At 64.0% G+C, this 13,011-nt stretch carries 14 protein-coding genes and 1 tRNA gene; 10 read left to right on the forward strand and 5 right to left on the reverse strand.

What is annotated here, in order from left to right; translation table 11 throughout:
• Positions 1-39: 39 nt before the first annotated feature.
• Positions 40-516: a nuclear transport factor 2 family protein gene (locus AC1DRD_RS07525; protein WP_478040903.1), complete on the reverse strand. Its 477-nt coding sequence runs from the start codon at positions 514-516 to the stop codon at positions 40-42.
• A 119-nt stretch (positions 517-635) separates the two neighbouring features.
• Positions 636-725: transfer RNA gene (locus AC1DRD_RS07530), tRNA-Ser, on the reverse strand.
• Between the two features lie 93 nt (positions 726-818).
• Here AC1DRD_RS07530 and AC1DRD_RS07535 point away from each other — a divergent pair.
• The 10 genes from AC1DRD_RS07535 (at position 819) to mazG (ending at position 10,231) form a co-directional block, all read left to right on the forward strand.
• Positions 819-1,871, forward strand: a complete 1,053-nt coding sequence (locus AC1DRD_RS07535) for a lytic murein transglycosylase (RefSeq protein WP_478041209.1) — start codon at positions 819-821, stop codon at positions 1,869-1,871.
• Positions 1,858-2,841, forward strand: coding sequence for a septal ring lytic transglycosylase RlpA family protein (locus AC1DRD_RS07540; protein ID WP_478040904.1), 984 nt, complete (start codon positions 1,858-1,860; stop codon positions 2,839-2,841). The genes AC1DRD_RS07535 and AC1DRD_RS07540 overlap by 14 nt, the downstream gene beginning before the upstream one ends.
• A 54-nt stretch (positions 2,842-2,895) precedes the next feature.
• Positions 2,896-4,053, forward strand: coding sequence for a D-alanyl-D-alanine carboxypeptidase family protein (locus tag AC1DRD_RS07545; RefSeq protein ID WP_478041210.1), 1,158 nt, complete (start codon positions 2,896-2,898; stop codon positions 4,051-4,053).
• A 7-nt stretch (positions 4,054-4,060) separates the two neighbouring features.
• Positions 4,061-4,690, forward strand: coding sequence for a dTMP kinase (gene tmk, locus AC1DRD_RS07550; protein WP_478040905.1), 630 nt, complete (start codon positions 4,061-4,063; stop codon positions 4,688-4,690).
• A complete protein-coding gene (locus AC1DRD_RS07555) occupies positions 4,687-5,649 on the forward strand; it encodes a DNA polymerase III subunit delta' (protein WP_478040906.1) in 963 nt (320 codons plus the stop codon). Before tmk ends, AC1DRD_RS07555 begins: the two co-directional genes overlap by 4 nt.
• Before the next feature lie 82 nt (positions 5,650-5,731).
• Positions 5,732-7,273 carry a methionine--tRNA ligase gene (metG, locus tag AC1DRD_RS07560; protein WP_478040907.1) on the forward strand — a complete coding sequence of 514 codons (1,542 nt, stop codon included), beginning with the start codon at positions 5,732-5,734 and terminating at the stop codon, positions 7,271-7,273.
• The gene (locus AC1DRD_RS07565) at positions 7,270-8,049 is read left to right on the forward strand and encodes a TatD family hydrolase (RefSeq protein WP_478040908.1); all 780 of its coding nucleotides are present in this window, start codon (positions 7,270-7,272) and stop codon (positions 8,047-8,049) included. Before metG ends, AC1DRD_RS07565 begins: the two co-directional genes overlap by 4 nt.
• Positions 8,046-8,816 carry an MBL fold metallo-hydrolase gene (locus AC1DRD_RS07570; protein ID WP_478040909.1) on the forward strand — a complete coding sequence of 257 codons (771 nt, stop codon included), beginning with the start codon at positions 8,046-8,048 and terminating at the stop codon, positions 8,814-8,816. Before AC1DRD_RS07565 ends, AC1DRD_RS07570 begins: the two co-directional genes overlap by 4 nt.
• A complete protein-coding gene (locus AC1DRD_RS07575) occupies positions 8,813-9,415 on the forward strand; it encodes a retropepsin-like aspartic protease family protein (RefSeq protein WP_478040910.1) in 603 nt (200 codons plus the stop codon). The genes AC1DRD_RS07570 and AC1DRD_RS07575 overlap by 4 nt, the downstream gene beginning before the upstream one ends.
• Positions 9,416-9,475: 60 nt before the next feature.
• Positions 9,476-10,231, forward strand: coding sequence for a nucleoside triphosphate pyrophosphohydrolase (gene mazG / locus AC1DRD_RS07580; protein ID WP_478040911.1), 756 nt, complete (start codon positions 9,476-9,478; stop codon positions 10,229-10,231).
• Here mazG and AC1DRD_RS07585 read toward each other — a convergent pair.
• From AC1DRD_RS07585 to hfq, 3 genes are read right to left on the reverse strand one after another with little or no spacing between them, the layout of a single operon-like run.
• Positions 10,224-11,141, reverse strand: a complete 918-nt coding sequence (locus AC1DRD_RS07585; RefSeq protein WP_478040912.1) for an HNH endonuclease — start codon at positions 11,139-11,141, stop codon at positions 10,224-10,226. The two genes, mazG and AC1DRD_RS07585, sit on opposite strands and share 8 nt — an antisense overlap.
• 4 nt (positions 11,142-11,145) lie before the next feature.
• Positions 11,146-12,432, reverse strand: a complete 1,287-nt coding sequence (gene hflX, locus AC1DRD_RS07590) for a GTPase HflX (protein WP_478030133.1) — start codon at positions 12,430-12,432, stop codon at positions 11,146-11,148.
• The gene (hfq, locus tag AC1DRD_RS07595) at positions 12,429-12,986 is read right to left on the reverse strand and encodes an RNA chaperone Hfq (protein WP_478030134.1); all 558 of its coding nucleotides are present in this window, start codon (positions 12,984-12,986) and stop codon (positions 12,429-12,431) included. Before hfq ends, hflX begins: the two co-directional genes overlap by 4 nt.
• Positions 12,987-13,011 lie beyond the last annotated feature (25 nt).

The raw sequence follows: 13,011 nt of genomic DNA on the forward strand, positions 1-13,011 counted from the left end.
TTCTTTCCAAGAGCCAAAGTGCCGTGAAGTTCGCACCGTTCACCGGCTCGCATCCAGCACCGGAGGCGGCCCAAAGAAACCCGTAACGCGACGGATAAGGCCGTCTGGTGCGAGCTCGTAGAAATCCATCCCCTGCGTCGGCCTCTTGCCGTTGGGTTCGAGCAGCAACCAGGTTACGCGCATGGTGCGGTGATGGATTTGCGGAGCGCTGCACCGAAACCTCGCGCCTGGATACTGCCGCTGAAACCTCCCGATTTCGTCGCTCAAGGCGGCGCGGCCGGTGACATAGGTCGGCGTAGGATCGCTATAAACGCCGTCGCGGGCAAATACTCGCCTCAGCAGGATGTCTCGTTTCGTGCGGTCTGTTGTGTTCCACGCCGCACAATGGCCCGCAACCGCCGCGGCTGGCGTCAGACGCGATGCGGAACCGGTATCCTTTATTGCTGCCGCCATCGTTACTGGGGCCATGGCGGCCAGCAAGATTGTGCGCGGAATGGCCCTTGGCCCTATCGACATCGCTGGCGCTCCCCAAAACCAGGCGGGATGCTACCAGAGATTGCGGGAAGCCGCATCCAAACATGGGTACAGTTGGCGCGGGCGCCTAGGCACGGCTTCTGGACATCAAACTGTGGCGCTGGCGGAGAGGGTGGGATTCGAACCCACGGTGGGCGTTAACCCACGGCGGTTTTCAAGACCGCTGCCTTAAACCACTCGGCCACCTCTCCGCGCGAGCAGCGCTTTGCGCAAGGGCGGCGATTTGTGCAAGTCGTGCGACGATGGGATTTCACCTTTGCGGCGCGCTGTGGCACGGTCTGCCGATGCGCGGACGGGGTATGATGGGGCGAATGGCGGCGGCGATCACGCTGGCCGCCGGGTTGTGGCTGGCGACAGGGTCGGCGAACGCACAGGACGATGCGGCGTTTCAGGCCTATCTGCAAAGCGTGCGCGGCCGCGCGATTGCCCAGGGAGTGAAGCCGTCGAGCGTCGATTCGGTATTGGCCGGGCTCACTTTCAATCAACGCGTGATCGATCTCGACCATGCCCAGCCGGGAGGCAATCCGGCCAACCCGACCAACAGCGCATCGCCGCCCTTCGCACCCTATTTGCGCAGCCATGTCGATGCCGCCCGAATCGGGCAGGGCAGGGCGAAGTACCTCGCCGAACGGGCACATCTGCGCAGCATCGAGACCCAAACCGGGGTTCCCGAATCGATCATGGTCGCGATCTGGGGACATGAGACCAATTACGGTCGGATCATGGGCAATTTCGACCTGCCGCGGGCCTTGGCGACCTTGGCCTATGATGGCCGCCGCCGCTCGCTGTTCGAAGGCGAATTGATCGCCTCGATGAGGATGGTCGATCGCGGCGTCGCGCGCAGCCAACTTATCGGCAGCTGGGCGGGTGCGATGGGCGGGCCGCAATTCCTGCCGTCGGTCTATCTGCGCATGGCGCGCGATGGCGACGGCGATGGCCGCGCCGACATCTGGAACAGCGACGCCGATACGCTCGCCTCGATCGGCAATTATTTCTACAATGCCGGCTGGCGACGCGGGCAGCCTTGGGGCCTTGCCGTCTCGGTACCGGCGACCTTCGATCGCTCGGGTGTCACCAACAAGCTGATCTCGCCGCGCTGCCCCAAAGTGTTCGCTCGACAAAGCGGCTGGCGATCGATCGCCGAATGGCGGGCGCTGGGAATCGTGCCGCAATCCAAGGCATGGCCGGCGGCCAACGTGCAGGCGACGCTGATCGAGCCGGACGGACCAGGCAAAACGGCCTATCTGCTGACCGGCAATTACCGGGTCATCCTCGATTACAATTGTTCGAATTTTTATGCGTTGAGCGTGGGGCTGCTGGCGGATGCGGTTGAATAAAGGGGCGTTCGGGACCGGACTTGGGGCATGCCTGGTCCTGATGGGGTGCGTGGGGAGCGGTGGGTCTGGCGACGGACCGCGCCTGCCCGATCCGGCCTATGGCAATGTGCCGCAGGGCGGTTATCCACAGACCTATCCACCATCTGTTCCACAAGCGGCGGCGCAGCCGACACCGCTCTCCGCCGACGAAGCCGATGCCGGGCCGCCATCATCGGATGGCCCCCGTGCCACGTCGGGACGCGGCGAGTCGCGCTACGATGAAGTCGGCTATGCCACCTGGTACGGCGACGAGCTGGCCGGCGGGCGCACAGCATCGGGCGTTCCGTTCGATCCCAAGGGCTTCACCGCGGCGCATCGCACGTTGCCGCTCGGTTCCTATGCCGAAGTGACCGCGCTCGACACGGGGCGCACGATCCTGGTCCAGATCAACGATCGCGGGCCGCGCCAGAGCAATTTGCTGATCGATCTCTCACAAGGTGCGGCGCGGACGCTGGGCATTACCGGACGTGAGGCTGTACGCATCCGCGCGGTCACTGCCAGCCCGTCCGACCTCGCAGCGCTGCGCGCGGGCGAGCCCGGGGTGCCGCGGCTGGATACGCCGCCGTCGTTGCTCTCCGGGCTCCGCCAGCGGCTGACTGGCGCTCCGGCTCCCGTCGCTGGGCCACCGAAGATCCAGCCGCGCCCACCGCTTGTCCGTATCCCACCCGAACCCCAAGCGGCCAAGCCGCCGGTCAGGAAGCCGATTCCGGCCGCCCCGATCGCCGGTGGATTCTACGTTCAGGTGGCAGCCTTTTCGAGCCAACCGCGCGCCGCCGCGCTCGCCAGGAGCCTGGGCGGACAGATCATGCCCGCCGGCCAGCTATGGCGCGTGCGGATGGGCCCCTATGCGACGAAAAATCAGGCCAGCGAGGCACGTGACGCGGCAGCGGCGCGGGGCTATGGCGATGCTCGTGTGGTCCGCCAGGACTGATCTTACCCCTGCTTTAGCGTACGGACTGTTGTCACCATGACCTTTATGCCCAAGATGATCCACCTGAGCGCTGCCTCCGCTCTGGTCCTGGCCGCCATGCCGGCCACTGCCGCCGCGCCGACCTTCGATACCCCGGCGCCCGTCGCCTATATGGTCGACCTGTCGTCCGACGCGGTGCTCTACGCCAAGGACATCGATCACCGCATGCCGCCGGCGTCGCTGGCGAAGATGATGACGGTCTATGTCGTGTTCGACATGCTCAAAAAGGGGCAGCTCAAGGCCGACCAGCAATTCACGATGAGCCCGGAAACCTGGAAGAAGTGGCACAGCCAGGGATCGACCATGTTCCTGAAAGCCGATGAGAGCGTCAGCGTCGACAATCTGCTCAAGGGCATCGTCACCTTGTCGGGCAACGACGCCTGCGTCGTGCTGGCGGAAGGTGTCTCCGGCACCGAACCGGCGTTTACCGACCGGATGAACGAAGCGGCGAAGAAGCTCGGCCTGACCAACAGCCATTTCGGCACGTCGAACGGCTGGCCGGACAATGGCGTGACCTATGTGACGGCGCGCGACCTCGCCAAGCTGGCCGAGGCGACGATCCGCGACTTCCCGGATCTCTACAAACGCTATTACGCATTGCCGAATTTCACCTGGGGCACCCAGATGAACGGCTCGGCGATCGATCAGGCCAATCGCGATCCGTTGCTCGGCATCGTTGCCGGCGCCGACGGGCTGAAGACCGGGCATACCGAGGAAGCCGGCTACAGCTTCGTCGGGTCGGCGATCCAGAACGGCCGTCGCCTGGTGATGGTGGTCGCCGGGTTCACCGGCTTCAACCAGCGCAAGGAAGAATCGGTCAAGTTCATGAACTGGGGCTTCCGCGCCTGGCAATCGCATCCGATCGTCGCCAAGGGCAAGCAGATCGCCACTGCCGAGGTCCAACTGGGATCGTCGAGCAGCGTCGGGCTAGTCGCAGCGGACAATCTGGCGATGACCGTGCCCTCGGGCACCACGCCCAATACCAATGCCAAGGTCGTCTATGACGGTCCGCTCAAGGCGCCGATCAAGGCGGGCGACCATGTCGCCGACCTGATCGTGACCTCACCCGGCATGCCCGATCAGCGCTTCCCGCTGGTCGCCGACAAGGATGTCGGCCAGGCTGGATTCTTCGGTCGCGCCTGGACCGGCCTGATGCAGTTGTTCGGCGGCTGACGCACACATGGCGCGCGGCAAGTTCCTCTCGATCGAGGGCGGCGAGGGCGCGGGCAAGTCGACCCAGGTCCGCCGCCTCGCCGACGAACTGCGCGCGCGAGGCCTCGACGTCATCGTCACGCGCGAGCCGGGCGGCAGCGAAGGCGGGGAAGCGATCCGCGAGTTGCTGATGCAGGGCGAGGTCAAGCGCTGGAGCTCACATACCGAGGCGTTGCTGTTCGCAGCGGCGCGCGCCGACCATGTCGAAAAGGTAATCCAGCCGGCGCTCGGTATCGGCACCTGGGTGATCAGCGATCGCTTCATCGATTCGTCGCGCGCTTATCAGGGCGTGGCAGGCGGCATCGACGATGCGGCGGTGCTCGCGCTCCATGCCTTCGGATCGCGCGGACTATTGCCCGATCGCACGCTGGTGCTCGAGGTTCCGCCGGAGATCGGTGCGGAGCGCGCCGCGGCGCGCGACGGGGCGGCAGCCGATCGCTTCGCCGCGCGCGAACGGGCTTTCCACGACGATGTCGCGGCGGCGTTCCGGCGCTTCGCGGCGGCAGAACCAGATCGCGTGCGCTTGATCGACGCGGGGGGCGACGTGGACACGGTAGCGGCCGACGTGATCGAGGCGATCGCCGACCTGCTGCCATGACGCCACTCTATGGTAACCTTGCGGCGCGGCAGGCTTTTTCCGCCGCGATCGATAGCGGATCGCTGCATCACGGCTGGATCTTCGCCGGTCCCGAAGGGGTCGGCAAAGCAAGGTTCGCGATGCTCGCCGCGCGCCGGCTTCTGGCTGGACCTGGGCAGCCGGACGATTTCGAGATTCCGCCCGGCGACCGCACGCAGCAACTGATCGATGCCGGATCGCATCCCGATCTCAAGCTGCTGCAACGATTGCCACGCGACGAGAAGAAGCCGGAACAGGGATTGGCGCGGTCGATCCGCGTCGACCAGGTCCGCGAACTCGACCATTTTCTCGGCGTGAAGGCGACCTATTCGGACCGTCGCGTGGTGGTGATCGATACCGCCGACGATCTCGAACGGCCCGGCGCATCGAACGCCTTGCTCAAGAATCTCGAGGAACCGCCCGCCGGTACGGTGTTCCTGCTGGTAAGCCACGCGCCGGGTCGCTTGCTGCCGACGATCCGCTCGCGCTGCCGAATGCTTCGGTTTGAGGCGCTAGACGATGCGGAAATGCGTGCCGCGCTGGTCGATGCCGGTGTCGCGTCGAACGAGATCGACGAGCTGATTCGGGTGGGGCAGGGGTCGCCGGCACGCGCTTTGGCGATGGCCGGCCTCGACATTTCCGGGCTGGACAAGGCGCTGGAGGAGCTGGCGCAGGGGGACGCCAGTAATGCCGTCCGCGCCGAACTTGCTCGCGCGCTGTCGCTCAAGGCGGCGCAGGAACGTTATGAAGCGTTTCTCGAGCGGGCTCCGAGCTTCATCGCAGCGGCGGCCCGTACGCGCTCGGGTGAAGCGCTGCGGACCGCGCTCGATGCGCACGATGCGGCACGCAATCTTTCGGCAAGTGCGCTTGGTCTCTCACTGGACGCGCAAGGGACGGTGTTCGAGATGGCCGGACTCGTCGCTCGGCTGGCGACGCGCTGAGGCTCTCAAGCCTTCTTCTTGGGGGAGAAGGTTTAGGGGAGGGAGGTTCCATCCGCGCGGGACCTGCACTAGAGGGCAGGGCATGGCCGAACCCTATTATATCACGACCGCAATCAGCTATCCCAATGGCCGCCCGCATATCGGCCATGCTTATGAAGCGATCGCCGCCGATGCGATCGCGCGCTATCATCGCCAGGCAGGGCGCGATGTGCGCTTCCAGACCGGTACCGACGAGCACGGGCTCAAGATGGTCCAGACCGCGCGCGACCGCGGCGTCGAAACGCGGGCACTCGCCGACGAAATGTCAGGATATTTCAAGGCGATGGATGATCGCCTTAACATCTCTTATGATCGCTTCATTCGGACCGTCGAAGCCGATCATCACGCCGCCAGCCGGGCGATCTGGGAAGCCATGGCGGCCGCCGGCGATCTGTATCTCGATCGCTATGAGGGCTGGTATTCGGTCCGCGACGAGGCTTTCTATGACGAAAAGGAATTGGTCGAGGGAGAAGGGGGCGAAAAGCTGTCACCCCAGGGCACGCCGGTCGAATGGACCGCGGAGGAGACCTGGTTCTTCCGGCTGAGCAAATATCAGCAACCTTTGCTCGACCTCTATACGGCCAATCCGAACTTCATCCAGCCCGATGCCCGGCGCAACGAGATGATCGCGTTCGTTTCGGGCGGATTGTCCGATTTGTCGGTATCGCGCACCAGCTTCGACTGGGGCGTCAAGGTGCCGGGCAGCGACGGCCATGTCATGTACGTCTGGGTCGACGCGCTGACCAATTATCTGACCGGCATCGGCTACCCGGATCTCGACGGCCCGTTGGGTAAATACTGGCCCGCCGATCTGCATCTGATCGGCAAGGATATCGTGCGATTCCATACCATTTACTGGCCGGCTTTCCTGATGAGCGCGAACATCGCTTTGCCCAAACAGGTATTCGGCCACGGCTTCCTGCTCAATCGCGGGGAGAAGATGTCGAAGAGCGTCGGCAACGTCACCGACCCTATAGAGCTCGCCGACCGGTTCGGGGTCGATCCGTTGCGCTATTTCCTGTTGCGAGAAGTCAGCTTCGGCCAGGACGGCAGCTATTCGGAAGAAGCGATCGTCACGCGCTGCAACGCCGACCTCGCCAATAATCTCGGCAATCTCGCGCAACGCGGCCTGTCGATCATCGCCAAGAATTGCGACGGACGCGTGCCCGAACCGGGCAATGCGACAGCGGCCGAGGAAGCGCTGGTCGAGAGCGTGAAAGCGGCCGAGGCCGGCATGCACGCCGCGATGGGCGAGTTGGCGATCCATACCGCGCTGGAGGCGATCTGGTCGGCCGCGCGCGACGCCAACCAATATTTCGCCGATCAGGCGCCGTGGAGCGTGCGCAAGACCGATCCCGCGCGCGCCGATACGATCCTTTACTATGCCGCAGAGGCCGTGCGGCGGATCGCGATCATGGCGCGCTGGGCGATCCCGGAAAGCGCTGACAAATTGCTCGATCTGCTGGGGCAGGGCGCGGACCTCCGCAATTTCGACGCGCTCAATCGGCCGATCGAGGCGGGGACCGCCCTGCCGGCACCGAGCGGCGTGTTCCCGCGGCTCGAAATGGCGGTGGACGCGGCATGAGACTCGCCGACAGCCATTGCCACCTCAATTACAAGGGCCTGGCCGAGCACCAGGGCGACGTCCTGCAGCGTGCGCGCGACAGCGGCGTCGTGGCGATGCTCAACATCTCGACGCGCGAGCGCGAATGGGATGACGTCATCGCCGTCGCCGAGCGCGAGCCTGACGTCTGGGCAACGATCGGCGTCCACCCGCATGAGGCCGACCAGCACCCCGATGTCGACACCGCCAAGCTGATCGAGCGGGCGGCGCATCCGCGCGTCGTCGGGATCGGCGAGAGCGGCCTCGATTATTATTATGACCATTCGGATCGCGAGCGGCAGCGCGCCAGCTTCCGCTCGCATATCGCCGCGTGCCGCGAAACCCAATTGCCGCTGGTCGTCCATACCCGCGACGCCGAGGACGATACCGCGCGGATCCTGGCCGAGGAAATGGAGCAGGGGGCTTATCGCGGCGTCATCCATTGCTTTACCGCGAGCGGCGATTTTGCCGACAAGGCCTTGGAACTCGGCTTTTATATCTCCATTTCGGGGATCGTGACGTTCAAGAATGCCAGGGATCTGCAGGAGACGGCGGCGCGGCTGCCGCGCGAGCGCTTGCTGATCGAAACCGACGCGCCGTTCCTCGCCCCCGTGCCGCATCGCGGCAAGACCGGCGAGCCCGCTTTTGTCGCCGATACCTGTCGCTTCCTGGCGCAATTGCGCGGCGAGGACCCCGACGAGCTGGCCGATGCAACGCGCGCCAATTTCCACCGTCTGTTTGCCAAGACGCTGGCGTGAAGGTCCGGGTCCTCGGTTCGGGCACGTCGTCGGGGGTGCCGCGGATCGGCAATGACTGGGGTGCGTGCGATCCCACCGAGCCCAGGAATCGCCGCCGCCGCGTATCTATTTTGGTCGAGACCGCGACGACGTGCATCCTGGTCGATACCGGGCCCGATTTGCGCGAGCAATTGCTGTCGGCGAACGTCGATCGCGTCGATGCGGTCATCTGGACACACGATCATGCCGACCACACGCACGGCATCGACGATCTGCGTCAGTTGTTCCACGCCGCCGGGCGGCCGGTGCGCGGGCTCGCGCGGCCAGCGACGGGCGCGGTACTGACCGAGCGCTTCGGCTATGTCTTTGCCGGGCGCGATGGCTATCCGGCGACCGTGACGCTCGAGCCGTTGCCCGATCGGCTGATCATCGGCGACGTAGCGATCACGGTCACCGATCAGCCGCACGGTTCCATCCACTCGGCCGGATTGCGCTTCGACGCGGATGGCGGCGCGATCGGATATGCCACCGATTTCAATGTCATGACCGACGGCATGCGCAGCCTGTATCAAAATCTCGATCTCTGGATCGTCGACGCATTGCGACGTCATCCGCACCCGAGCCATCCCCATCTGGCCGAAGCGCTCGCCTGGATCGAGGAGCTTCGCCCGAAACGGGCCGCGCTGACACATCTCGATCAATCGATGGACTATGCGACCTTGCTCGCCGAACTCCCGAACGGCGTCGAACCAGCGTATGACGGGCTCGAAGTCGAGGTGGCGCGATGAACGATACGACCGGGAACGTGATTTTCTACGTGCTGCTGCTCGTGCTGCCGCTATCGGCGCTGTTCGCGCGCCGCATGCCCCTGAGCCGCGTTGCCGTCATGACGCTCGCCTGGATCGGAATCTTCGCGACCGGCCTGGTCGTGGTGGCGATCGTCAATCAGAACCAATGGCTGATCTCCGGCACGCGCGCGCTATTCTACGGACCCGATCAGTCGGTGGTCGGCAGCGAGGTCCGCATTCCGATGGCCGATGACGGCCATTTCTGGGCACGCGCCACGATCAACGGTGTCGAGCGCGTCATGCTGGTCGATAGCGGCGCGACGGTGACCGCGCTGTCCACGACGACCGCCGCGAGTGCCAAGATCGATCTCGATGGCATGGCGGCGCCGGCGGTCGTGTCGACCGCCAACGGAACGGTGACCGGCAAATCGGCAACGATCGCGTCGCTCAAGGTCGGCGGCATCACTGCGACCGACTTGCCGACGATCGTCGCGCCCGAATTCGGCGATCAGGACGTGCTTGGGATGAATTTCCTGTCGCGGCTCAAATCCTGGCGGGTTGAGGGGAAGACGCTGATCCTCACCCCAAACCCCAAGTGAGTTTTACATAATGTATATTATCAATCTTGCCGATGGCCGAGCGGGGGGCTCCCCCTTCGCATGAGTAGCGTCGATATCGAGCGTCTGGTGGCGATCATGGCGCGGCTGCGCGATCCGGTGAGCGGCTGCGAATGGGATAATGTCCAGACCTTCGCGACGATCGCGCCGTACACGATCGAGGAAGCCTATGAAGTCGCCGACGCGATCGAACGTGCCGACATGGCCGATCTCAAGGACGAACTCGGCGACTTGTTGCTTCAGGTCGTGTTCCACGCGCGCATGGCCGAGGAAGCCGGCGATTTCGCGCTCAACGATGTCGTCGCGGCGATCTGCGACAAGATGGAGCGCCGGCATCCGCATATCTTTGGCGACGCGGCCGAGGGTGGCCATTACCTGTGGGAACATATCAAGGCCGCGGAGCGGGGGGCCAAGGGCGCCGAAAGCGCGCTCGACGGCGTCGCGATCGGCCTCCCCGCCCTTCTGCGTGCAGAAAAGCTCCAGAAGCGCGCCGCGCGCACCGGTTTCGACTGGCCGGATGCGAGTGGCCCGCGGGCGAAGATCGCCGAGGAACTCGCCGAAGTCGAAACCGCCACCAGCGACGCCGAGCGCGAGGAAGAGGTCGGCGACCTGCTGTTCGCGGTGGTCAATTGGGCGCGCAAGCTCAACATCGATCCGGAAGCAGCGTTGCGGGCCGCCAACGCCAAATTCGAACGCCGTTTCAAAGCGATGGAAGCCGCCGACGAGAGTTTCGCTTCGCTCGATTTGGACAGCAAAGAACGCCTCTGGATCAGCGTTAAAAGCGCGGAATTCAGCTGACACCCCCGAAGATGTCGCGGTGCCGGGCCACATATTCTTGGCTCGGATGAAGCGATCGATCCGAAGGGAGTCGGATCGACTCGCCCGCCGGGGGAAAAAGTTGCTTCAGCTCGGAGGGCACTTTGTTGTCCGAAACCAGGAGCCGATAGTTTTCATCGAGGCTGATCAAATGGCGATCGAATAGCCAATGAGCAGTGGCCGACAGCGCTATGCCATTTTGGACGGTGTCCGGTCCGCCGTGCGCAACTGGCCAGATATGAGCAGCCTGCGCTTCCGCACGCCCTCCCCCATTTACAATTCTCAGACGCGTGACCGCGCACCTGTTGTCGTAGGCATCGAGCACCTGCCGACGAAAACTCGCATCGCGAATTTTCCGATTGATCAGCATTGCTTCGATGCGCCGTTCGGTCGGCGGCTCGCTTAGCTGCCGGGCGGTCTCGTAATCGATTTCCGTGGCATCGAGACCAAGCTTGATGCGGTTTGCAAGACTGAGCGTGTCAGACAGCCCCTGATCCACGATCTCCACAAAGTCCCTTGCCTGCAACTCCCGAACCGACCCGCCCCTTAATGTACGGCCGGCATCCGAGGGCCGATCCAAGTCACGCAAGAATTGCTCGGCAAATCTGCCAGTTGGGTTGCGGTAGGGAATTGGGCGATCGAACTTTAGATATTGTGATATCCGTGCGTAGAAGTGCTTAGGGTCCGAGGGGTCGGGATCAATTCGATCTACAAACCCAACGCCGGTATAGCTCATGCTACCGCCTGCCGCGCGCGTTTCTCGATATACGATCCAATCGCCGACCAATTGCTCCGCGATCTCCTTATACCGGCCACGGTTGGGAAAATGATAGCGACTCGATATTTCGTCGTCGTAGCGCGAATTACCGCTGACCTCGAAGACGCCCTTCACCGATCTATCTCTGGCCGAACCGCTCAAAATCGCGCGGCGCCATTCGCACGTCGTAGGTCGCGCGATCGCCTTCGAGCTCCTGTCCCAACACTTCGCCATGTTGATGCAGCCAGGCAGCGCTCGATCCATCGGCGGCATCGAGCGTGATCGAGTATCGGCGATGCCCGGCGGTCAGCCGAGCGGCGACCTTGAGCTTCAGTTCCTCGACCCCTTCCCCGCTCATTGCCGAGATCGCGACCACGTCATCGCGCCGGCTGGCCTCGAGCAGCGCGTCCTCGCGTTGATCGCCGTCGAGCAGGTCGATCTTGTTCCATGCCTCGAACCGCGGCGTCGTGTCGGCGACGCCGATCTCGCGCAGCACGTCCTCGACATCGGCGCGCTGCGCTTCGGTATCGGGATGCGCGATATCGCGGACATGGATCAGCAGGTCGGCCGAGACCACTTCCTCCAAGGTCGCCTTGAACGCCGCGACGAGCTGGGTCGGCAGTTCGGAGACGAATCCCACCGTGTCCGACAGGATCGCCTTGTCGATTCCCGGTAACTGGATCTGGCGCAGTGTCGGATCGAGCGTCGCGAACAGCAGGTTTTCCGCCATGACGTCAGCACCGGTCAATCGATTGAAAAGTGTCGATTTTCCAGCATTGGTATAGCCGACCAGTGCGATCACCGGCCAGGGCGCGCGCTGGCGCCGATCGCGATGCAGTCCGCGCGTACGGCTGACCTGGTCGAGTTCCTTGCGCAGCCGCGCCATGCGGTCGCGGATCAAGCGGCGGTCGGCTTCGATCTGGGTTTCGCCTGGGCCACCGAGAAAGCCGAAGCCGCCGCGCTGACGTTCAAGGTGAGTCCAACTGCGCACCAGCCGGCCCGCCTGATAATCGAGATGCGCTAGCTCGACCTGCAATCGCCCCTCGGCGGTCGCCGCACGTTCGCCGAATATCTCGAGGATTAGCCCGGTGCGGTCGATCACCTTGCACTCGAGCGCGGTTTCCAGGTTACGCTGCTGCACCGGCGTCAGGCCGGCGTCGAACACGACGAGCTGCGCGTCTTCCATCCGGACCTGCGCGGCGAGTTGCTCGACCTGGCCTGAGCCGATCAGCGTCGCGGGCTTGGGCTGGCGGACGCGATAGGCGATCTTTTCCGCCACCTCGACGCCGATCGCGGCGGCAAGCCCCGCCGTCTCCGCGAGCCGGGCGTCGGCATCGCGGCTGGCATTGCCCTGGTCGGGCAACACGACGATCGCCCGTGCACCGCGGGCGAACTCGTCGCGATCGCGTTCAAATCCTGTGGTCAATCCTCGTCAGAACCGTTTGATTCTTCAGCAAGATTCAGCGGACGCGCCGGCTGAATCGTCGACACGGCATGTTTGTAGACCAATTGCGCCATGCCTTCGCGCTCGAGCAGCATGCAGAACAGGTCGAACGCCGCGATATGTCCCTGAAGCATGACGCCATTGACCAGGAACATGGTCACGCTGTCTTCCGACTTGCGCACCGCGTTGAGGAAGATCTCCTGCAGCAGCGGCGATTTCTTCGAATCCGAGCTGATGGCGTCGGTGATCGCCGCGATGTCGATCGGGTTGGACGGCATGATCGTCGAGATGGCGTGTTTGTAGATCAGCTGCGATTGGCCGTCGCGGCGCAGCAGAACGGAGAAATTGTCGAACCAGGTGACGATGCCCTGGAGCTTCACGCCCTTGACCAGGAACATGGTCACCGGCGTCTTCGATTTGCGAAGAGCGTTCAGGAACAGGTCCTGGAGCGAGGTCTGTTTGTCGGCCATATGGCGATCCTTGGTCTTGGCGGGCCTTGACCCGCATGGCGCCGTTCTCTGGCGTCTGAAACGCATGCCCACGCGGCACGCGCGATCCGTT

It is taken from the genome of Sphingomonas sp. P4_G2 (assembly GCF_056401155.1).